Genomic DNA, 22,498 nt, shown 5'->3' with positions numbered 1-22,498 from the left:
TTTGGACGAGAATTCTCACGCCTAGATCAAGCTTTTCAAGGCGAGGATGCCGCTGTCTCGCTTCGGGCGGATCCTGCCGGAATAGCGCCCGAGCGCGCGATGGTGTTTGTCTCTGCCGTTCCAATCGCAAATCTTATTCGGGTTGCGCGCGATGCAGGTATCGAAGTGCTTACGGAGGTCGACCTCGAAGACGATTACGCACTCCCTGGCGGGATGCCAATCGATGGAATCGAGTTCGCAAATCCAACTCTATATGCAACGATGCCCACTGAAGGCTCATTGCAGACCTTACGTCGGCTTTGGCGAACTTACAGGCGAGGTGAAGATCTTCCGGACGGTCAAACTCCTTGGCGTAATCTCTTCGACCTTTTGGCTGAACTCCGTCCTTGGGGACCAGCAGATCGTTTGACACTTGAGGCACGAGAGATCATTCGTGATCGCTTGCCCTTCGACGACGAAGTTGCCGTGAACCTCGAGCTCGAGATTTGGCCAACGCGCAGTGATGAGCGCCGAAATCAGTGGCGACGAGAGGCTCAAGCGCGGGTTGAAGCTTTCGGGGGCAACATAATTGCACGTAGCATAATCTCCGAAATCGATTTTGTTTACGACGCTCTACTGGCATCGATGCCCGCTGGTGCGGTCCGAGAGATGCTGGACAATCCAGCGGCGCCGGAAGGGCTGGCGACGTTGGACGGCCTGCAATTTATTTTACCTCAAACCATAGCCCAAACGATACCGGTTGAAGATGAAGCGGGGGACGCTGGGCCGGGGGATGATCCTGCAAGTCGGCGTGACGCTCAATTTGACCCCGAACTCCCAGCTCGCGCACTGCTGCTGGATGGCACTCCCATTGCGGCACATCCTGATCTGAACGATGGCGTATACATCGAGGATGTACACGATCTTGTGCGCCTGTCTCAGGTTCGGCAGCGTCGTCATGCTACCTCAATGTCATCGTTGATTCTTCGAGGCGATTTGAACGCTGATGGTGTACCAGTTTCCGACAGCAGACTTATTTCGATTCCCGTGCTTGTTGACAATGACAATACTGCGGTTTCTCCCGAAAGTCGCCTATTCGTCGACGTGATCCATACAGCGCTTGTTGCGGCGTTAGAGGGCCAAAACCCAATTGCTCCCGATGCTTTCGTCGTGAATCTCTCCATCGGCGTGATGAATGGGCATTTCACTGGCCGCTTGAGCGCCTTGGCCCGGTTGCTTGACTGGTGGGCATATCGAGCCGGCGTTCTTTTTGTCGTATCGGCTGGAAATGTTGGCGATGCTTTAACAGTCTCCGGGATCAACGCCACCGCATTTGAGGATGCGGCCATCGAGGCTCGTCAAGCGATGGTGGATGAAGCACGGCGAGCGCAACGGCATAGGCGAACTCTGCTATCTCCAGCAGAAGCCATGAACGTGCTTACGGTTGGTGCCGCTTCGACAAGCAGCGCCGCCAAGGGTTCTGGCATTCTGCCAGCTGGCGTACTTGCTGTTCATGACGCAGCATCGGTGGTTCCAGCGGTTTCGTCGGCGGCTGGTCCTGGAGCATATCGCGCCATCAAACCCGATGTAATAGCAGTCGGCGGCCGTCATGACGTCCGCGCTTCTTCCATAAGCGGAAATCTAAACCTTCGGGTAGCAAATGCCCTTCCTGCGTCCGGTCTCCTAGTCGCTGCGCCACCGCATTCGTCCGCAGTATCTGGCCGACGAGCATGGGCATGTGGCACAAGTTGTGCAGCTGCGCTCACTACCAGATCCATCTTGCAAGCAGCCGCTGCATTGACAGGGCCAGACGGCGCCTATGAAGGACAAGAACTCCCTCGACGCGACATGGCGCTTCTGACGCGAACCCTGACCGTCCACGGGGCTCGTTGGCCAGAAAGTGCAGCAGACCTTCGCAGCTCCCAAATGGCGTCAGGCAAGAATCATGAACATGCCGGTGCTGAGGTCCTGTCTGGATACGGTTATGGCCTTGTGAACGAGGACCTTATGAGCGAAGGGCCGCCGAAGGGAGCGACGTTGGTCGGCCTCGGCACAGTCCGCAAAGATGGTGCACGAGTCTTTGAAATGCCGTTGCCACAGTCATTGTCAAATGACCGGGTGCATAGATCGCTCCTCGTCACACTTGCTTGGTTTTCTCCTATAGATGTCGCGCGTGCAAGGTACAGGCTCGCACGCCTTGAGGCCGTTGCTGCTGATGAAGGGGACGAACCAGATAACGAATGGCGACTTAAGATGAAGGGTGACGTTCCGACGTCAAATGCTATTGCCAAAGGAACCGTTTGGTCCCGTCGGCTATCCCACGCGCGCGTCTTGACCCCCTCATTTGGCGGAGATGCGATCATACCAATCCGAGTACAATGCAGCGACTCTTCGGGTGGCGGCCTGAGCCCAGACGAAGACATCCGCTTCGCGATAGCTGTTACGCTGCAACTCGCGATTGATACCCGTTACGACATCCACACAGAAATCGAGAACCGCTTGAGGATACGGCAAACACAGTAGCTGTAGAGATATTTGGCGCAGCAAGATTGAAAAGATCACGACACTCACGTTTTTTAAGATGAACATCGGATATGACAAAGTGCTGCGACGGAAAAACCGCAGGTCCGATTCCCGCCCATCACGTCGAATGCTTGGGCAAGTAATCCGTGTAGTCTGCAGCGGCGTCGCCAGCGCATCAACCTTGGGCTAAGCCTTGCGGCCTCCCCAGCTCGGCTTCGCGTGTCGCAGGGGAGAACGGCCCTTCGGTCCGTCGCGCATTCGGCCATGCGGCCTCACCGCGGCGTCGCGCCTGGCATCCCGGTTTGCCCGCCTCGCGAGCACGTCCCTCCCCGGCCGCTCCGCCGGATTGCGCTCTGGTCTGTTTTGCGTGGCAAAACGATCCCGCCGCTCCATCCGTCTCCCGCGTCCGGTCGGGCCGTTTGCCTGCTCGTGTCGGGCAAACCTACCGTCAAAACACACACACACATGAGTGCGGAAGCATATCCTCCGGATGGCCCCCAAATCAGCCCGCGTCAAGGATCGCAAAACTTTTCGGTGAGGGCGAGGCTAGTGGCGCGGGGCGGTCCCGTGCGTGAGGACGCGCATGTGTCGAGTGTTGCGCGCAGAAAACTTTTGCGCCCGGCAAGCCGGCGGCTGCGCCGTCCCTGACCCGGGCAGATTCGGAAACCAGGCATTCGGCCATGCCCCCACACTCACGTGGTGGCCTAGGAACCAAACACTGGAGACCAGACATGGCTTACGACACCGCAAACACCTACGAGACCATCGAGCTTTTTGGACTGACCGAGAAGGACGCGCAGCTGCCGATCCCGGAAGATCACATCCTGACCGACCACATCATCCGCGAGAGCTTCGAGGCTTTGCTCGGGCAGCTGCGCGGGACCGGGCTTGAAGCAGAAATCGAACCGCTGGCCCATGGGATCGCGACGATCCTCCAGCGCCGCAAGGTGGCGCTCGGCAAGGAGGTCGACCGCACCGCCGACAAGATCGGCGCGCTGGCAAAATCCCACGACGGATCGGAGATCGCCGAGACCGCGCTCGAAGAGGCGCAGGCGCGCTTTCTGCAGCTGCGCGAGATTGTCGGCGCCATCGAGGTGATGAGCGAGGCTGCGGCGGAATGCTACGAGATCGAGACGGGCCACGCCTTCATCCCGGCAGCCGGGTCGCGCGCGAGCGTCCGGGCGCAGGAGACCGGGGCGGTTTTCGAGGCGCGGCAGCTCCTGGAGCAGCACGACCGCGAAACCGCCGAGAAGTCGAAAGTCGAGGGGGTTCCCCTGATCGTCTCAGGCGCCACCGACTGGACCGATGTCGATGTGATCTTCAACACGCTCGACAAGGTTCGCGAGCGGATCAAGCAGAACCGCAATCAGGAGATCTTCCTCTGCCACAAGGGTGGCAAGCACGGGGCGGAGATGATTGCGGCTCGGTGGGCGCGCGCACGGGGTGTCGCACAAGCGCGCTTCGATCCGCGCTGGTCCGCGCATGGGCGGGCGGCACCGTTCAAGTGCAACGACGAAATGCTGGACGACAAGTTCGCGGCGACGGGGGTTGTTCTCTTCGGTGGCAACGGGGTCGCGCTGAACCTCGGGCAGAAGGCGGAAGCGAAAGGCCTGACGGTCATGCGGGTTGCTGACCCGGCGAAGAAGACTGCGCAGGATTGAAGAGAGGGGGTCGCGCTTGGCGCGGCCCTTTCGTCATGTCTCATGGCGCGTGCGATCGGTCATGCGTGATCGGCAGTCTGCGGCGGCCAGCACCCTTATCCCTCTACCCTGTCTGTCAGAGTGCGGCCCATCCGCATCGGTACGGGCTGGGGATGGTGCGCACCTCACGCACATCGTCAGCAGCGCAAGACGCGAGGGGTCGAGACGTCGCATATGAGGCTGAAGACCTGCATGTCCCTCGGGGCGTGTTTCGGAACATCGCATCCACGCGGGCGGGCTCCGTCAGCACCCCGGCCAGGCTCGGCGGGACGCGGACGCGGATGGTGGCGGCTGCGTGATGGCAAGGGTCATCCGGGTCTCTCCTTTTTGCTCATAGATGTGGATCGCACGGAGTCGGCCCGTTCGTGCCCTCAGCTCACGCTTCGGCAAGCACAAATACGGCTTCCACGGCTGGCCGCGGACCCTCCGCATTTGCGCTTGCGACCGGCCCTCTTGCCCCCGTGCCGGGTGATCCCCATCGCAACAAGGAGAGACCCAAATGACCAACCACTACGTCGCCACCGTCCCCGTCAAGTTCACCGACACCGATGGCCAGGAGCGCACCCGTTTTCAGCGCGTGGGTGCGATGTTCCGCAACACCCGCAACGGGGATGGCTCGGAGTTCTTCAGCCTCAAGCTCGACTTCCCGGTCGCGGTCTCGGAGCTGGTGATGTTCCCGCCGAGCGCGAAGGATCCCCAGGACTGAATCCTCTGACGAGGATGGGCTGCCCCAGGACGATCTTGGGGCGGCCCGATCCCTGTTCCAGGGATGCCGCGTCCGGCGGTCAGATCGCCCGAGGCGACTTCACGAAGCCGTCGGCCGCTGCGCGTTCAACGGACGCACTCCCCCCGAAATGATCAGGCCGCGACAGGGCGGCCAGTCAGCCTCAAGGGGGCCATCCACAAAAACCTATCGGCCAGGGCCTCCCGGTTTTTGCGGCAGAGATTTGGCAAGCCAAATCTGGCCCGCCTTGACCCTGACTGTCCGCCCTGTCGGTGGGGTTTGCGCCCGCCCGCGGTTCCGTCCGAACACATGCGTGTTCGTCCAGACCCTCGGGGGTGCTGGAGAAGGGGCCTTTGAAGCTGGAGGCTGTGCTGGTGGTGAGGGCGGCAGAGCCGCGTCCCTGCGGGCCGCGGCGTGAAGCGGACACCAAGGCTGCCTGAGACTGAATGCGACGTAAGTATATAATTGACAGCTTGGTATATTATCGTAAGGTATAGGCAGCCTTGGTGGAAGGTGGCAGGAAATAGGGGGTCTTTCTTCGCATGTCGCGCTCAAAACGTCTCACAGATGCGGACCGCATGGAGATCGTTCGCGAAGCTGCGGAAGGCATTTCCACTTCAGTGCTGGCGGAACGGTTTGGCGTGTCGGCGCGGGCGATCCAGTACACGCTCAAAGCCGATGCCGAGCGCCAGACGGATGCCGCGATCCCGGTCTCCGCGGTCAGTGTGAAGGTGACGGCCGCAGAGCTTGAAGCCCTCGACGCGGTGTTGGCGAAGGCGGGGATCGAGAGCCGGGCCGAAGGGCTGCGGCGGCTCATTCAGGCGGCAGGTGGGGTGTTCGTTCCGGACGCGCAGATGGCGGCCGAGATGGCGCGCTACCGCGCCTCTCTACACGAGGTCGGCAATGGGGTCGCGCAGATCGCCAAGCAGATGGCGCAGGCCAACCGGCAGGGGCAGGGGGCTGGCCCGGAGTTTACCGAATTGCGCCTTGCGCAGATGCGCGGGCTGGCGCGGTTCATCCTGGATTCTGCTGACGAGATCGATTTGCTTCTGCGCCGCCGTCGAGACGCAATGCAGCTGCAGGCCACGGCCGCGCTGAGGGAGTTTGCCCATGCGGCTGAATGATGCCGTCCATGCCGTTACGGGCGAGGTCTTCCGGGATGGCTGGAGCCGCGTCCGGGGCTCGATGCAGGGGCTGCACGTGGCCAAGCAGACCCAGCTTACCCGTGCGGCAGCAGGGCATCGGCCAGCGGTCTTCAAGGCGATCCGGGGCGGGGGCACGCATACCAAATCGCAGCTCGCAAACCAACTCGATTACCTCACCACCAAGTCCACACATATCGTGGACAGTAGCGGGTTCCTGGATGGCAAGGCGAAGCTCGAGGCGGGTGACATCAAGGACCTGACGGAGCGCTTTGCCAAGCGGTGGGATGCAGGCTTCAAGCCCAAGCTCGGACAGACCACCCACATGCTCATGTCCTTCCCCGTGGGCACGCGTGGGGAGGATGTGCGCGACATCGCGACGGATGTGGCCGAGCGGTTCTTCCAGACCGACGCGGGGCATTTCGACTACATCATCGCGGTGCATGAGGACCGCGATCACCCGCATGCGCATCTGGTGCTGAACCGCCGCTCGCAGGAAGGCGAGTTCTTCTTTCTGGGGCGCAACCATCGCTTCAACTATGACGACTTCCGCCTCGCCATGGTCGAACAGGCGGAGAAGTATGGTGTGCGCCTGGAGGCCACGCGCCGCGTTGATCGCGGGGTTGTGCATTACCCGGCCCGCACCAGCGAGGTTTATGCCGCGAAAGACGAGGGTCGCGCGCCCCGCGAGCGTGAACGCGTGGGGCAGGACCTGACCCGGACACTGGCGGAGATCGCCAACACCAGAACCGTCTACCATTCGCTTGCCACAGAGGCCTCCCGGGAGGCCCGGGAAGACATCGCTGCGGCCCTCTTCCGCGCGGGCGAGGTGCTGGCGCATGGCGGACAGATGGACCGAACAGGAGATGTGTATATGGCCGAGGATCAAAGCTTCGAGGATCTGAGAAGCCTCTATGCCGAGAAGCTCGCGCGGGTGCAGGGCATGATCGCCGAGAAGTCTGACGCGGAACGTCCCGTGCTGGAAAAACGCCTCATCGAGATCCAGACGCAGGTTCAGCACATGCAGCCTCTCGGTTTGCGATCATCCACGCTGTCAGAGGCCCCCTCGGAGGGCGGGATCTATTCCGAAGCCAATATCGACACCAACCAGCGCGAGCGTCTGGCAGAGCCCGATCTGAGATCGCGCATTGAAGCGGCACTACGGGGCACGGGGATCAGCACATCCGAAGTGGTGGCCCGGATCGAGACCGGGGCCTCAAATGCAGCGCTCGAGCATCAATGGATCGCAGATGATCTCTCCAAAGTGGCCGAGGCGCGCGATCTGAACCTCGAACGCCGCGCTGATCTGGAACAGGCGCGCGACATTCTCAACGATGTGCATGTCGCGCTTGGTACGCTCTTGGAGCGGGAGACCGTGCTGCGCCGGGATGGTGTCATGGAAGCGGAACCGGTCAGCGAGCGGTTCCATTATCATGAGGGCGCGGTGCGGGAGATGGAAGGGACAATCCGTCAGGAGATGCGCGCAGACGGCCTGACTGCGCAGCAGATCGAGGACCGGGACTGGGAGGTTGTCTCACGGGCGGAGCGCCGGATCGAGACGGAGCAGCGCACGTATCTCGAAGCACACCGGGACCTGCTCGCACGCCCCGGCGATGTGATCGACCGGTCTGAACCCTACAGGGAGACCATCACCGATGCGGCCCGCGCCAGCGAGATCACCCGCGAGGTCGACCGGATCATGGAGGGACGCGACCTCCGCACGCCTGTTGCAGATGCTGTCACGGATGACTTACGAGCGCGCTATCCGGACATGCCGTCCCACCTCGCCCGTGGGCTCGGCGCGACCTATGCGGCCGTCGTCGAGATACGCGACACGGAGGTCATCAATCAGGTCCGCCGCGAAAACGAGTTGCGCGAGGGGCTTGGGTCTGGCACGCGCGACGCACTCCTCGCAGCCCGCGGTGAAACTGCACCGCAGTTTGACCGGTCCGACCGCCTCGCAGGCGAGATTGCGCGCGTCCTGGACCATGAGCGGGCGGGAGAGTTGTCCGCGCCCTTCGAGACCGAGGCGGAGCGGGACGCCTTCCGCGAGGAGATCGCGCGGGTGCTGGATGACCGCCAATTGGGCCGCCTCACATCCGGCGATGCCGATGCGCTGGAAAAGGTTCTCGAGGACCGCCTCGACCGGCTCTATGTCGCCAAGGTTTACCTGCAATCGGATGCCGCGACGGCCAACACGGAGGCCTTGCGCCAGGTGGTCGATGATCTTGCCGACACCGAATACGAAAAACACCGCACCACAGACGTGGATGGCGAGACCGAGCGGGGTCAGGTCCATTGAGCGCCTCCATGGGAAAAGCGCGGATCGCCACGGGCGTCCTGCTTGTGACGCTGGTGACCGCCGCCATGGGCTATACCATCGCCTCCGCGGTGCTGACCTACCAGGATATCGGCTTCGGGGCCGAGATCGACTTTGCCTATATCGCGCATAACTATCTGGCGATCCTCGATCGCCGCCCGGAGGACGCACAACTTATTCACCTGATCATCGGCAGCTTTGCCGCCGCCGGCCTGATGCTGAGCCTCGCCCTCTCGGGGTCCGCCCTGACACGCTTTGGCCAGACCCATTGGCAGACCGCGCGCGAGATGAAGGCCAATGGGTTCTTCGGGGCGCCCGGGACCGGGTTCATCCTCGGCAAACTTGGGCCGCCCGGCTCCCGCGCCAATTACATTTGCTCCAAGGTCTTCCCCCATGCGCTGATTGTGGCGCCCACGGGCCGCGGCAAGACCACGGGCTTCGTTATTCCGAACCTGCTGACCTGGCAAGGCTCTGCCGTGACGCTCGATGTGAAGGGCGAGTGCTTTGAGGCCACGGCCCGGCATCGCGCAGCCCAAGGCGACAAGGTCTATCGCTTTGCCCCCACCGATTGGGAGGGCAAGCGCACGCATCGTTACAACCCGCTCCTGCGCATCTATCAACTGAAAGATCCCGCGCGCCAGCAGATGGAATTGCAGCTTCTCGCGACGCTGTTCCTGCAGAGCGACAATGACCGGGTGCAGGGCCTCCTCAAGGGCGGCATCGATCTCTTCGTGGCAGCAGGCCTGCTGGCGTTCCAGCGCAAGCGCCCCACCTTGGGCGAGATCTACCGCATCGCGGCGTCGGGCGGGAACAAGCAGAAGGAATACTTCGCGCGCGGCCACGAGGTGGATAACCGGGCCGCCAAGCTGATCTTCACCCGGCTGGCCTCGACCAACAACGATACGCTGACCTCTTACGTCTCGCTCCTGATGACCTCGGGGCTGGACCAGTGGCAGAACCCGGCCATCGATGAGGCGACGGCGGTGTCGGACTTTGATTTCCGGACAATCCGCAAGAAGCCCTTTTCGGTCTATCTCGTGGTCCAGCCGCTGATGGTCAAACCCCTCGCGCCGCTGATCCGGCTGTTTTTCTCCGACCTGCTCTCGGCCATGCAGGAAAAGGATCCCGGGCCAGACGAGCCGTGGCCAGTGATGATCATGCTCGACGAGTTCAACCGTCTCGGCAAGATGCCCATCGTGGTCGAGAGCATCGAGACCCTGCGAACCTATCGCGGTCACCTTGCCGTGGTCACGCAGACGATCCCCGCCCTCGATGAAATCTACGGCGAGAACACTCGCCGCGCCCTGCAGGGCAACGCCGGCGTGAAACTCTACCTGACGCCCTCCGATGAAAAAACCGTCGAGGAGCTGAGTAAGGCCGTTGGCAAGACCACCAAGACTGTCGTCACGCGCTCCCAGTCCATCGGCAAGAACCCCTTCGAGGGCCGCAGCCAGTCGACCCGGACCGAAGAAAGCTCTTTGTTGCCCGAAGATGAGGCGCGCCGTCTGCCCCTCGACGAGATCGTCATGGTCATCGATGCCCAAATGCCGGTCCGCGCAAAACGGATCCAGTATTTTGACGATCGGCTGTTCAAGGCGATCCACGCGGCGCAATCAGGCGAGTTGCCGTTTCCGAAGCCGGGGGGAGGTGGGTCGCAGGGGAATCTCCCGCTGAGTGTGCGTGCCATGCCGATGACGCCGCCAGCAAACGGACCAAGTGGGTCTGAAACTGACGCGGTTGTGGAGAGCGCACGCCAAGATGCTGGCAGTCAAACGTCAGGGCAAACCGACGTCGCTTCAAAAAAGACCGCGCCTGTCGTTCAAGCTGTGATCGCTGAGGAACTGCGCCAGATGGAGATGGATTTCGAGAGTCAGGTCGTGGATGCTGAAGCTGCGATCGTCGTTGATGAGGCGCAGATGCGCTCCGCCGTCGATGGATTGGATGAAATGGAAGCGATGCTGCGGGAGGGGGATAGCTAAAAGCTGGTTGCTCGATAGCGTAGTGGGCATCGCCTGTCTGTCAGGGAGGTACGGAAAGCGAACCTTCGCTGCGCCCAGCCAATCAACAGCTTGAACGAATGAAAGCGGCCCTTGTTGGGGTTCCAGTGCTATCTGACTATTGTGGCTATGGATTCACTGCAGAAAGTACCATATATTGTGGGCGTAGTATCTGTCGGTGGAAGCATTTGGTGTGCCTCGGCCAACCGAATATTTCGCTGGTACTGAATGCAAGGACAGGACGATGTTAGAGCAAGGATATTGGATTGCAGGGATCGTGACGGCAATTGCATCCGTCGTGGGGTTGTTCCTTTGGCGGAAGAAAGGGGCAACAAACGTCAACCAAAACGCAAAAGTGTCCGGTCAAAGCAACACCGTGAACCAACGTTTGGACAGCAATAGCAGTGAGAGCAACGGTGATTGATGAAGTTCAGTCTACCGTCGCCTCTAAAGAGGCTGTTTCAGGCTGACAAATCGACCAACACCCAATCTGTTGACGTCAGTGGTGACGGAAACACGGTCGATCAGTCCATTCAAAACTACATCATTGCAGACAAAGACTCTCCGCTTGCGCGAGAAATTCTGGTTCATGTTCAAAAGGGTGGCAGCGAGACTGAAATTCAGTCGTTCGCAGATGATACCTTTGACGATGATGATCGGCCAGAAATTCAACGCATACTGGAATATCGAAATATCGCTCGACAGGGTGACAACGATACAGCCGTCAAACTGCTGGAAAATCTAAAATCCGAAGACCCGTACACCGACGGCTACTTTGCTTTCCGTTTAAACTTCAACATTGGAGTCATCCAACAAGACATCGGTGATTTCCCTAGAGCGAGTGTTTCGCTCAGGGCCGCGCATGGTTTCTTTCCAGATCATCCGAAGGCCGTAACCGCCTTGGCGTTTGCAGAATTGCTTGATGGTGAGGATCGGTCAGCTCTGGAACGGGCAACAGAACTACTGGCGATCGATGGAGATCATCGCACTCTTGCAGCCTGCATTTTATGCCACGCGGCGCGGAACCTGAATGAAGAAGTCCAGCCCGAAGACATCATTGCTGAGGAGATGGCTTCAGAGGATGTCAAAGCTGCTTTCTTGGAATACTGCCGGGGAGTTCGGCCGGAAAGCTACAAGGCCGAACTCGATAGCGCTTTTGCCGTAGCACCTGAAAACGACACTATCGGAACGATGTGGGCTTTGTCTGTCCTCGACAACGTCAAGCAGAACCAAGCTTTCTTGCTTGGGGCAAAAATGCCCGAAGGTTTCGAAGACGAAGTCGAAAGATGCGCCGAGATACTGCGGCGCGATCTAGAAAATTCGCTCGAGAAACGTCCGCCGAACAAACTTCTGCTTCCATCTCAGGCAAACAATGCAGCAGTGTCACTCAGGCTAGTCGGAAAAACAGCCGACGCCGCAAGACTATTGGACCGTGCGCTCGAAACCTTTCCGTCTTTGAGCAGTGATGTCGCTCAGGTGCGAGCAGTTCTCTTTCTTCAGGAAGACAAGGACCATGATGCGTTGGAGTTAATTCGCCCGCACGCGGACGCCTTCGATCTTCAGATAATGGCGTCGGAGATCGAAGCCAAGAATGGCGCCGTTGCCGATGCTCTGGAAAGAATTGATGCGGTGTTGAAAGCTGGACTAGAGGAAGGACTGAGAACACATGCTCTCACCACAAAAGCTAGGATTGGCATCAACTCACTGAACCGTGAAATTGCTGACCAAGCACTCGATGAGTTGGCCGCTGTTAGCCCTGAATCAACAGAACTAATGCTGTTGAAATCAGCATACGAGCGGGCTTTTGAAATTCAGACCAATCCAAAGGATTTTGAGAGCCTTCCGATTGAGGTTCACGAGCATTCACAAGAGCAGGCGAATCTATTGGCGTCTCTCAGTGAAGCTGACGGTTGGGATTTCTTCACCGTGCTTCAAACAGCCGACGAACTCCTTGCTCGTGGCTTTTTTAGAGAGTGCACCGATCTGCTTCGAGATAGAGTCGGTTTTCGCAAACTAAGCCCGGCGTTGGAAACGCTATGTGACGCTTGTCTAAGGGGCCATTTGGGAACCCTTGCGAAGGAAATTGATGAGACCCTGTCGCCGCAAGTCAAAGAGTCGGTGTTTGGATGGCGATTTAGCTCAAATGTGGCGTACCTAAGTGGTGTAGCTGCGAAAGCCGTCCCACCTGCTAGGAAATTGTTCGAAGACAACCCAAAATCATTAAACGCCCTTGATTGGTACGTCCAAGCGCTTCTCCGAACAAACGACAAAAACAGGATAAAGCGCGTTGTCACCAGTCTAGATGATGCAAAACTCACAGGAACCGTCGAAGACAGATCGAACTACGTTAAGCTTCTTGTATTTTGCGGTGAGCTGGAGCGTGCTCGGGCATTTGCATACCGGCTTTTTTGTGAAAATCAGAATGACGCTCAGGCATGGTTGGCGCTCAGTGCGAGCGTCCTTGCTTTTGGACGTCCCCAAGATGCAGACGACAGTTTCCAAGTCGACGTAGTTCAGGATGGCGCGTCGTTCGAAATTGTGCGTAGCGACGGTTCAATACAGTCCTTTACGCTTGAGACCGACGACGACTTGTTCACCCTAAGAGAGGGTAACATTGCTTTGGATCACCCTGTCGCCATCGCCGCGCTTGGTAAGTCCGTAGGAGAAGAGTTTGACTGGCCCTTCAAAGGAAACGGCACCGCGAGAATAACTTCTGTCAAGCACAAGGCCTTAGCGGCGTTTCACCAAATCACTCATAAGTTTGAGGAGCGTTTCCCAAACGTCTCAGGGTTTAAGTCGGTATCAGTCAACTTTGAGGACCCGTCCGGCCTTGATGAGATGAAGGCGATGCTCAAACAAAGGGTGGACTATGCACAAAGCAAAGCAGCGGAGTATCTGGAAGGGTCCTACCCAATCTACATCCTGGGCTATCACCTAGGTGTTGACCCAATCGACGCACTTCTCGGCCTCTACTCGGAATGCGGCATCCCTCCGAAAGTTTCGTCGTGCTCGCACGTGGACCAAGAGAAGGCTCAAAGATCGCTGCTTTCTGCGAAGAAGTCTGGTGTGATCTTTGACGCTGCGGCCTTCTATTTGATGCGCCGCCTAGAAATTGAGACTGCGGTCGAAGAAGAATTTGGCCAGATCGGAGTAACTCAAGAAACCGTTGACGTTTACATTCGGAGATTGCGGCAACTCGAAGATACAAGCTTTTTTGATAGTGAATTCGGCGAAAGAAGGACCGGGAACATCTCTATCCGCGATGGGCAGATCATTATGACTGAAACGTCGGAGGAAGACGTAGTCGCGAAACTGGATATGATACGTGCTGATTTACGGTGGCTTCAATCAAGATGCGCTGTGTTGCCCGCTGTCGCCAAGATTGACCCGCCGGATGAGGTAATTCGGTTTCGAAGAGAGGCCGGGGGTCGATTCTTCGATGATATTTTCGCCGCGGATGGATCAGGTCGCGTTCTAATCTCTGATGACTTCCACCTGAGAAACTGGGCAGAGGGCTTGTTTGGCGTCCCCGGAGCTTGGATGCAGGCGTTACTAGTCCATTTAGAAGAACAGAAACGCATTCCCGTCGAAAAGGTAGTCAGAGGAACACTCGAACTACAATATTTGGGCGAGGATGCTCTCAGCACGAACGCAGATCGCCTGCTGTTTGCTGCCGAGATGATGGCATCGGGTGAGATTACTGAAGACGACTTTGCAAAGTATAGCTCCTTACTAGGACAGAAAGGTGCGGAAATACGTTCTCATGTTGAAGTGGCATTGGCAACAATCAGAGGACTTTGGACAGTTGGCTCACTGTCGGCAGTCCGAGCAAAGGCTACTGGTATCATTCTCCGCAATTTGACAAGGCTTCAGGGAGCGGATGCGCGAGTAGTATTGGATACGATCCAAACGCTAAACCGGAATCCTTCTGTGGGTCAGTACCTGCAACAATGGCGCGTCGGTCACTTTCTGCCTTAGTACCACCCGAGCTATCCACCCCATACTAAACGCCATGATTTGAGGTGGTTTTTGCGAAATTTTGCTCTTGCAGCGAAAGGCCGCAAACCGAGCTGCGAGCGCAGCATTTGGGGACCGTTCTCAAGGTCGGCTATGGGCCGTGGTTGCCATTCTAAGGTGCGGTTATGGGCGGTGGTTTTCTTCGCTTGCCCGACAGCGCATTGCCCGCAATCGCCGCGAGCAGAACTGTACCGCCAATCAGGGTGTTTACGGACGCGGTTTCCCCTAGAAACAGCCAGACCCAGAGTGGGCCGAGCAGCACTTCGGCCAGCGAAAGCAGAGCGAGTTCTGCGGCGGGTAAGCTGCGCGAGCCCAGTGTATAGAGGATAAGTCCGGCACCGACCTGGAATACCCCCATGCCCATTGCAATGCAGCCATCACTGGGGCTCAGCACGAAGGAGAGCCCAAGGCCCAAGCATATGGCCGAAGTGATGACGATCGCAAAGAGTCCCGACAGGAACACCGCGGGCAGCATTTCCCCTGTGCGGCCCCACCGCAACGCCACGGTGAAGAGTGCAAAACCGAATGCCGAACCGAGCGCGGCAAGGCTGCCTTTCAGGGCGACGCCTCCGGACTTGTCGGCGACCATGATCCCGATCCCGCCGATTGCGACGGCGATCGCTATCCAGGTTGCGGCGCGGACAGGTTCTCGCAACACGATCCATCCGAGTACCGCAGCCATAAACGGTGCTGTCGCGAACAAAAGCATGGCATTCGCGACCGAGGTGTTCTGGATCGCGTAGATCCCGCCCGAATAGGCCGCAACCAGTGAAAGCCCCGCGATGATGGCAGGGGCGCCGATGCGGCGGATCTGAACAAACGGGCTTTCCCCAGACCGCACGCGGATAAGCACGTAAAGAAACAGCGACATGCTGATCGACCGATAGAGCAGTATTTGCCACACGACAGCATCTTTGATCAGGCGAATGCCAAGGCCGACGGTCGACCACAAGACCCCCGCCGCAAAGACGAAGAGCACACTGTACTTGTGGGCATCCGCAGTGGAAGGGGCTGGCGCAATGGATGTCATGTCGACCTAATCTAGGAATTCACTTCGCCCAGGTTAATGTCTTAGCCAGAGCTTTGATCACTCATTAGCGACACCGGTACAGGGTGCTGCACACATTCATTCCAAACCAAGATCGCTGCATGTTTCACGAATGACTGTTATGGCGACGCGGAATTGCAGCTCTTGAAGTACGGACGAAAATTCGGCAACGGGCCGTCATTTCCCTCGCCAGCGATGAATTGTTTTTGCAAGATCAGGACCTGCGCTCCATCCCCAAGCAGCACCAATAGCCGTAAAGACAAGTACACCTGCAATCGCACCAAAGATTCCGCCGACAATGCCAGTTCCAGTACCTACAATGAAGCCGATAGCTCCGCCAACGAGGCTACCCAATACTCTTGTTTTCATTCTATCCTCGCAATTTTCTGCAACCTAGCGACCATGTCCGCAGTCTGGAACCCGCATTACAGCAAATGATCAGCGTTAAACGGCAGTTCAGGACCGTTTCAGGCACATGTCGCTATCGTCATCGCCCCAAAATTTCTGTGGCATTCGCATGAGTTTACCGACGGACCCTAAATGAACCCGACAGAAATCGCAGACGCCCTGGAAAAAATCGCTACTCGTCAAGACGGCGGCGGCGAGTTTCCGTTTGCGTTCGCCGCGGCCAAGCCGTTCAGCTCATTCAAGAACGCAGGTTGCATGAGTACAGGTACGACAGCCAATGCCAGTTGATCGTCAAGGTGGAGCCGGGCGCTTAGGCGTGCTTTTCTATTGAAACAGGTTCGTTCGGAGTAGGGCGCGTGATCCGAGCTCGGAAGAAGGTGACCTCCCGCAGGCCTTGAAACGCGCCTTCTTTGAACGAGCCAACTTTATGCAGCCCCGGGAAATCTGGAAGCCTGTCTACCTCGACTAACGGAAGCAAAATGTCAGCGCTGAACCATGGCATTTTCGCGCACCGGCTTTCATCATACATCTTCGAAAGTGCCCTTCCGACCGCATAAGCGCCGGCCAAGTCAATTTTGGAAACGCGTGTTCGATTTATAGGAAGCAGGCTCCCAGTTGTCGATTTACCGCCGACATTGAAATAGATCAGGTCATGGCCCCACCCGAGGCGTATGATATGTGTCCGGTCGGACCGTTGGATTGAAACTCTCGGAAATAGGTCTCTGATCCAAACCTTATGTTCATCGCACCAGTCGAGGGCTTCCTTCAACATCGCTACGCCGCCTAGGTCTTTCTTCCAGATCGGACATAAGTGCTGAAACCCGGCGAATTTGACCCGCTTCTCACTTCTGATGTCGTTAGCAACGAAATCGCCTTCGCGTGTGACCTTTGGAGACCACATTTGCTCTTCGAGCGCGGCTGCGTCCTCCAAACCTATGTGCATGTCATCAATCGCAACTTTGGTATTCGCAGAAATGGCTCTGTGTCGTGCTTCAAGCAGTGTGATTGGCGGTAACGGTTTCCTCGGGTGTTGGTCGAGGATCGAAGGCCCATTGGGTCGAACGATATCGTCAGAAACATCAACTGGTCTGTCCGTTTTCACGTCGTGGTCGACGAGCCAACGGTACGGTGTCCCGAGGTCCATAGGATCATCATTCATGAGCGAAAGATGTGGCAGACCCTTTTTCAGGAACGCCATGATTTCCCGCGTATCCTGACGTTCCGCGCCCATGAGCCGCCCTTGAAAGGTTTGCCGATCTGAATTGCTTTGGCGGGCTTTCAGTGCGTTTTCGATGCGCTCACGTTCGATATCGCTCAGCTGGCGTCGTAGATACGCGATAGAAACATCGACGTCACCGTAGTCGTCTCGCTCCTCAAGCGCGCTGCCGAATAGCTTCAAGGTGATGCGCTGCAGGCGATCGGAATCACCGTTGATGACCTTGGCCCGGGCGAGAAGTTCAGAAATGATGGTCTGAACCTTATCGCGCCCGATACGCTTTCGCTTGGGTTCCAGTGCGAGGCGAGTCCCATTCGGCGTTAGCTGCCAATAAAACAAATTGTCAAAGATGTCGGCAGGCTCCAAGTACCCAGCCTCGGCCATCTGGCGCAAGATGAGGTCAGCATGATGGGCATCGCAATCCAGGGTCCGTATTGCCTCTTCAAGCCCGACAGATCTTCCATTGATTGCTGAGCGCAGGACTGCTTGGACCAGCTCCAATGGTACCGTTTTTACTGGCGAATGCTTATGGGACCCTCGCTCATTCATTGTTCAACGGCGTCGCAGAAAAAAACCTCATCAACGCCTCCCCAACCTTCCCAAACGAGCCAGCTGCGCCATCATTTGCGATCCGGTTCCGGTGGGTGGACTGCCCCCTGCAGGTGTCACATTTGCCATTCCCGGCCGTTGCGGCATTTGTTGGGCACCAAAGAACTGCCGTGCTCTGAGTGCTGCATATTCGGCTCCACTGGCACCACCAACAAGATACCGATTGTAAGCCTGCTGATTGCCCATCGCAGCGCGCGCAAAGCTGTAGCTTCCTGCCAAGCCCCCAGACAGCGCTGGCATCATAATGTTCCCTGAGATCGCGCGAACGATGAACGGCGTGGCGATGATGAAGCCCTTGGCCATGAGGACCATCATGAAGAAGGGGATGAGCGCGCCTATATTTGAGGCCCCTTCCGGGTCGCCGAGTTCACCAATGAGGGCGGATGATACACCTGTGATTGTTGCGAATACGCCTGCCACGACGATTGGGTAGAGCGCAAAGGAGACCAGTGCTGACAGCCAGCGCGCGAAGTAATCCTTGGTCACTTCGAAAAGGGTGAGGAAGATCATCACGGGTGCGATGCCAATGAGCAGCGCGATCATCAAACGCGACGCGACCAAGATAAATGCAGCGAGCCCTCCCAAGATCGACAACATCAACACGCCAACAATGTCGAGCATCGCGCCGGCCATCCAGTTGAGCTCAGACCCGGCCGCGTTAAGGTATTCTCCAAGCTCGGCGATGAGCCGGTCAAATTCTTCTGCAAATGTCCCCGATGGACCTGGAACGCCACCACCGACGGAGGCGACCAGCGCGCCCGCAATACTGTCGATCCCCGCGAGGATTGCGGACGAGAGTGCGTTAAACTGCACCCAATTGGTTGCAAATATCCCGATGAGACCAATCTTGACCGCAAGCCAGAATGCCGTTCGCCCGTCCATCGCTTTGTACTGATAGATCATGTTCAGGAAAACGAGGATCACCACCAGCGTTGTTCCAAGAACGAGAAGCGTTCCCACCGTGGCAGCAACAGACCCGAACTGTGTCTCGGCGGCGGTGTTGAGATAGCCTTGGGAGGTTTCAACGAAGTAGGTGACAACGCTCATTTCAGAGTTCCCCTACCACTTACCCACTGCTTCGCAGATCGCTTGAGCTTCTGTTCGAAGATCACTTGCGCGGCGGTTGTAACTGTCTGACGCTTGTAGCATTTCTGAACGGTTCGCATTGGCGTGGTTTTCTTGGAAGGTGACTTCGGCGTTATCCCATGCTGGGAAGCGAAGACCGCAGTCGCAGGATCCGGTCTCAACGATCCGCTCCATGTTCTGTGCCCGGTAGATGTCCTGGACCAAGACACGCTGGTAGGCGTCTCGAAGGGCGATGTTCTGCATCCAGTCAGGTTCGCTCGGGCGTTCGGGGCAGACATCTGGAATGCTCTCAAGACTGGGGATGAGATTGCGCTCCGCCATTAGGGGCGATGCCATCAAGCCCAAACCGACTGACAGTAACAAGAAACGCGCTGCACCACGCTTCATCGGTTGTCTCCAAAATCGGCACCGTCGGAGGTTTCACGCTTCAGAAAAGCCGTGTGCCCGATATTGGCAAACTCCGACGAACTGATTGAGACCACCTCCCAGCCGATCTGGCCCTTCGCATTCAATGCCGCCTGCATCTCGATCAGACTGTTCTTACGGTCCATCGGAAAGAACAGGATGTCATATTCAAAGGTTTTCATGGGGAAGTTCCAATCTCAGTTGCGCCGGGGAGGTAGAATTCGGTGATGCCGCGTTTGCCGTCATGGCGACCGGCCTGGATGATCACGTCAATGGAATTTTCGATGTACTGGATCATGTCGGCATAGGTCATCGGGATTTCGGTCTTGAGTGCAGCGATCGCGAGCCGCTGCACGGCCAATTGCGGGGTTTCGGCATGCAGCGTGGTCATGGACCCGCCATGGCCGGTGTTGATGGCTTCCAGAAAGGTCATGGCCTCCTTGCCGCGCACCTCGCCCAGGATGATCCGGTCGGGGCGCATACGCAGCGTGGCGGTGAGAAGCACATCGGCGGTCTGGAATTCCGCGTCGCGATTGGCGATGAGGGTCACGGCATTGGGCTGGGTCGGCAGAAGCTCGGCGGCTTCCTCAATGGTCACGATGCGTTCCTCGGCCGGTACGTGAGAGAGGATCTTGCGCGCGGCTACGGTCTTGCCGGTGGAGGTGCCGCCCGAGACGATCATGTTGAGTTTGTTCTCGACGCAGAAGGCCAGCGCATCATCGATCAAACCCGCGGCCACCACGGCGCGCAAGGCGCGCTTTTTTTCGACGCGCAGGTCTTCGAGCTTGCGCTCTTTTCCGTAGACGAAATCGAGTGCGATGCGCTCGAGCGGTAGGCTTGAGAAGAACCGCAGGCTGATCGACATGGCCGAGAGCACGGCGGGCGGGGTGATGACCTGCGCGCGGATCGGGCGACCCTTATAGGTGATCGAGACCGAGACGATAGGGCGGTCCTTGCTCATCGTGGTATTGGCCGAGGAGGCGATCTGGTTGCCGAGGTCCCTGACCTGAACGCTCGTCAGCCTCTGGTCCAGCGCGCGCATGAAGTGATCGCCCTGGAATTCGCCCCAGCAGGTGCCATCAGGGTTGATGCAGATCTCGATGACATCGTCGCGAGCGGCGGCGTCGATCCGGTCGAGCGAGGTTTCGAGATAGCTCAGCGACATGGGCTCAGAATATCTCCAGATCGCGGTCGACCATGACCGTGACGCGTGCGCCTTGGTCGACATAGATGACGGGGCCGATGGAGAGGTAATCGCCAATGACGCTGTCCGTGGCATCTGCCAGATCATCGCCAACGTCTTCGAGAACGTCGGCGGCAGTCTCATCCTGGACCTCGGAGGCGGCGGCACTTGGCGCGGCCGAGATCAGCGAGATCAGGGCGGCCGATCCGAAACGTTCGGCGAAGCGCGTGTCCACGAAGCCGGTGACACCGGAGCGGCCCAGTTCATCGCCCCCGAAGGAGCTGATCTGGACGGTCTGGCCCGCGGGCAGGATAATCCGGTCCCAGGCGATGGTGACGCGGCGCTGCGCGATATCGACGCCAGCGCGGTAGCGCCCGACGAGACGGGATCCGCGCGGGATTAGGAGGCGCGCGCCATCGACGCTGTAGATATCCTCGGACACCACGGCACGAGTCTGGCCGGGCAGGGAGCTGTCAAGGGCGGTTTCCATGACGGCCTGGATCATGGTGCCCTGGATGATCGTGTTGGAGGGATTGGCGATCACCTCGGCCTGCGTCACGGTTGAGGGCAACGCACCGTTCAGCACGAAATCCGTCACCTCGCCAAAAGTGCGTTCGGTCAGAGCCGTTTCATTCGCTCCGGAGGCACCGCCAAAAGCGATGGTGGGCGAGGCGATGCGCCGCTCCTGGAAGGCGCGTTCCTCCGTGGCGCGGCGCTCCAGCTCGGCCATGCGCCGGGCTTCTTCCTCGCGGCGCAGTCGCTCTTCTTCGCGCGCGCGCAGCTCATCTTCCGTGGGGCCCGCTGGAGCGGGTTGGGGTCGGCTGGCCTCGAGTTGGGCCAGTTCCAGATCCATGCGTAATTGCTCAAGGCTGCGATCCCGCGCCGTCAGTTCGTCCTGGAACCGTTGCTGTGCTGCTTCCGAGGCGGCTTGCAGCGCCGCGATCTGAGCAGTCAGCGCGTCGATCGCCTCTGCGGCGGCGGTGTCTTCCTCGACGACCGGTTCGGGGGCGTTGCGCAATTCCTCGATCTGAGCCTGCAGGGCGGTGATCTGCGCCAGAAGCTCCGCGTTGGGCTCGACGGGGTCTGGTCCGACGAACACAACCTCGGGCTCGGGCGGGGGCAGGGTCTCGATAGCGCCAAAGCCGTCCCCTTCGTTTTGGAAGACGTCCGGGGTGGCCGTCGGCAAGGCTTCCTCTTCGTCGGGCTGCGAGAGGAGATAAAGCAGGGCACCACCTGCGCCGATGACGAGGATCACGATCAGCGCGAGAAGGGGCGACCGGCGCTGCGCCGCCGTGGGGGCGCGGGCACTGCCTTTCTCAAGGGCGGCGAGGCGTTTTTCCAGCTCGGTGTTTCCGGTATCGCTCATGAGGCGGCCTCCGCGGGCGGGATGGCCTCGATGCAGACCACCTCTTCGCCAAGTCGCAGAACCCATTGGCGGTTCACGCCGCTGACGCGGATCACGCCGTCTTCAGGAGTTTGCGTGTTGACCGTGCGCTCGCGGCCGCCCGCATAGCGGAAGATCGCGGGCACAGGCGCGTTTCTTGGAAACGCGAAATACGTGAACGTCCCGTCATCCCAGATGCGCGTTGGCGTGAACTCGGTCCGCGCGCTGGCGCCGTAATTGTAGTTCGGCGCTTGGGCGGCGATGGCCCGGGTCGGGCGCGCATCGTCCTCCGGATAGCGGAACTGCACCACGTAGAAGGTCGGGCTGCGGACCTCCTCGACGTTGAAGTAGTAGCTCCGGCGGTTCGTATAGACTGTCACATTGGTATGCACCCCGCGCGCCACAGGCTTGATCGCGAAGGCCTGACCGCCCGGGACGCCGTCGATCTCAAACCCTTCCGTGTCACCCGCGATGATCGAGCGGATGCTCTCGCCTTCGCCGAACTCGATGGTGGTCACATGGGTGAGCGACACGCTGAGACGGTAGACCTGACCCTCCTGATAGGTGGCCAAGCGCACCCGGCTGTCGTTGGGACCGCCACGCGGGATGGCTTCGGCAGAGGCGAGGCCGGGCAACAGGGCAATGACAAAAATAAGCGATCTTATAAACAACAACGTCAGTTCTCCAATCTGTCGGAGCGGATGGAATATTCGAGGACGGTGAAGCCGAATGGATTGGTCCAGACCTCATCGATGGA

General features: G+C 58.8%; 18 protein-coding genes and 1 pseudogene. 9 read left to right on the top strand and 10 right to left on the bottom strand.

Annotated elements, in window-relative coordinates; genetic code table 11:
- The first annotated feature begins 99 nt into the window (after window positions 1–99).
- The 8 genes from O4H53_RS25530 (at window position 100) to O4H53_RS25495 (ending at window position 14,363) form a co-directional block, all read left to right on the top strand.
- Complete coding sequence (locus tag O4H53_RS25530; RefSeq protein WP_176832929.1) at window positions 100–2,502, top strand: S8 family serine peptidase; 2,403 nt, start codon at window positions 100–102, stop codon at window positions 2,500–2,502.
- A 731-nt stretch (window positions 2,503–3,233) separates the two neighbouring features.
- Complete coding sequence (locus O4H53_RS25525) at window positions 3,234–4,163, top strand: DUF2493 domain-containing protein (RefSeq protein ID WP_056037056.1); 930 nt, start codon at window positions 3,234–3,236, stop codon at window positions 4,161–4,163.
- A gap of 538 nt (window positions 4,164–4,701) precedes the next feature.
- Window positions 4,702–4,908 (top strand): hypothetical protein, encoded by a 207-nt coding sequence (locus O4H53_RS25520; RefSeq protein WP_007120662.1) that lies wholly within the window; start codon window positions 4,702–4,704, stop codon window positions 4,906–4,908.
- 560 nt (window positions 4,909–5,468) lie between these two features.
- Entirely contained in the window at window positions 5,469–6,050 is a 582-nt protein-coding gene (locus O4H53_RS25515; protein WP_331284253.1) for a helix-turn-helix domain-containing protein, read from the top strand.
- Window positions 6,037–8,370, top strand: a complete 2,334-nt coding sequence (locus O4H53_RS25510; RefSeq protein WP_269367725.1) for a relaxase/mobilization nuclease domain-containing protein — start codon at window positions 6,037–6,039, stop codon at window positions 8,368–8,370. Before O4H53_RS25515 ends, O4H53_RS25510 begins: the two co-directional genes overlap by 14 nt.
- An 8-nt stretch (window positions 8,371–8,378) precedes the next feature.
- Window positions 8,379–10,367: a type IV secretory system conjugative DNA transfer family protein gene (locus O4H53_RS25505; protein WP_074647052.1), complete on the top strand. Its 1,989-nt coding sequence runs from the start codon at window positions 8,379–8,381 to the stop codon at window positions 10,365–10,367.
- Between the two features lie 262 nt (window positions 10,368–10,629).
- Window positions 10,630–10,809 carry a hypothetical protein gene (locus tag O4H53_RS25500; RefSeq protein WP_074647050.1) on the top strand — a complete coding sequence of 60 codons (180 nt, stop codon included), beginning with the start codon at window positions 10,630–10,632 and terminating at the stop codon, window positions 10,807–10,809.
- The gene (locus O4H53_RS25495) at window positions 10,809–14,363 is read left to right on the top strand and encodes a tetratricopeptide repeat protein (RefSeq protein ID WP_074647048.1); all 3,555 of its coding nucleotides are present in this window, start codon (window positions 10,809–10,811) and stop codon (window positions 14,361–14,363) included. Before O4H53_RS25500 ends, O4H53_RS25495 begins: the two co-directional genes overlap by 1 nt.
- A gap of 151 nt (window positions 14,364–14,514) precedes the next feature.
- Here the strand turns inward: O4H53_RS25495 and O4H53_RS25490 are convergent, their stop codons facing one another.
- Together O4H53_RS25490 and O4H53_RS25485 are read right to left on the bottom strand one after the other, a co-directional pair.
- Complete coding sequence (locus O4H53_RS25490) at window positions 14,515–15,432, bottom strand: DMT family transporter (RefSeq protein ID WP_269367724.1); 918 nt, start codon at window positions 15,430–15,432, stop codon at window positions 14,515–14,517.
- Window positions 15,433–15,627: 195 nt separating this feature from the next.
- Window positions 15,628–15,819 (bottom strand): hypothetical protein, encoded by a 192-nt coding sequence (locus tag O4H53_RS25485; protein ID WP_074647044.1) that lies wholly within the window; start codon window positions 15,817–15,819, stop codon window positions 15,628–15,630.
- Between the two features lie 171 nt (window positions 15,820–15,990).
- On the opposite strand from O4H53_RS25485, the gene O4H53_RS25480 reads away from it, so the two are divergent.
- Entirely contained in the window at window positions 15,991–16,146 is a 156-nt protein-coding gene (locus tag O4H53_RS25480) for a hypothetical protein (protein WP_176832928.1), read from the top strand.
- 22 nt (window positions 16,147–16,168) lie between these two features.
- On the opposite strand, the gene O4H53_RS25475 is transcribed toward O4H53_RS25480, so the two are convergent.
- The 8 genes and pseudogenes from O4H53_RS25475 to O4H53_RS25440 all read right to left on the bottom strand — a co-directional run.
- Window positions 16,169–17,623 carry a hypothetical protein gene (locus tag O4H53_RS25475; protein WP_074647042.1) on the bottom strand — a complete coding sequence of 485 codons (1,455 nt, stop codon included), beginning with the start codon at window positions 17,621–17,623 and terminating at the stop codon, window positions 16,169–16,171.
- Window positions 17,624–17,653: 30 nt separating this feature from the next.
- Window positions 17,654–18,730 carry a type IV secretion system protein gene (locus O4H53_RS25470; RefSeq protein WP_074647040.1) on the bottom strand — a complete coding sequence of 359 codons (1,077 nt, stop codon included), beginning with the start codon at window positions 18,728–18,730 and terminating at the stop codon, window positions 17,654–17,656.
- A 12-nt stretch (window positions 18,731–18,742) separates the two neighbouring features.
- On the bottom strand, window positions 18,743–19,156 hold the full coding sequence (locus O4H53_RS25465) for a hypothetical protein (RefSeq protein WP_269367723.1): 414 nt from the start codon (window positions 19,154–19,156) through the stop codon (window positions 18,743–18,745).
- Window positions 19,153–19,356, bottom strand: a complete 204-nt coding sequence (locus tag O4H53_RS25460) for a hypothetical protein (RefSeq protein ID WP_074647035.1) — start codon at window positions 19,354–19,356, stop codon at window positions 19,153–19,155. Before O4H53_RS25460 ends, O4H53_RS25465 begins: the two co-directional genes overlap by 4 nt.
- A complete protein-coding gene (locus O4H53_RS25455; RefSeq protein ID WP_074647034.1) occupies window positions 19,353–20,339 on the bottom strand; it encodes an ATPase, T2SS/T4P/T4SS family in 987 nt (328 codons plus the stop codon). The genes O4H53_RS25460 and O4H53_RS25455 overlap by 4 nt, the downstream gene beginning before the upstream one ends.
- Before the next feature lie 4 nt (window positions 20,340–20,343).
- Window positions 20,344–21,723, bottom strand: a complete 1,380-nt coding sequence (locus O4H53_RS25450) for a TrbI/VirB10 family protein (protein ID WP_047997955.1) — start codon at window positions 21,721–21,723, stop codon at window positions 20,344–20,346.
- Window positions 21,720–22,415, bottom strand: coding sequence for a TrbG/VirB9 family P-type conjugative transfer protein (locus O4H53_RS25445; protein ID WP_047997956.1), 696 nt, complete (start codon window positions 22,413–22,415; stop codon window positions 21,720–21,722). The genes O4H53_RS25450 and O4H53_RS25445 overlap by 4 nt, the downstream gene beginning before the upstream one ends.
- A 2-nt stretch (window positions 22,416–22,417) precedes the next feature.
- Window positions 22,418–22,498 (bottom strand): annotated as a pseudogene (locus O4H53_RS25440) (virB8 family protein); the annotation flags it as partial.

The organism is Sulfitobacter sp. G21635-S1 (assembly GCF_027213915.1).
Lineage (GTDB): Bacteria > Pseudomonadota > Alphaproteobacteria > Rhodobacterales > Rhodobacteraceae > Sulfitobacter.
Note: the sequence above shows the minus strand (reverse complement) of the source record. Positions and strands in the feature narration are given on the sequence as shown.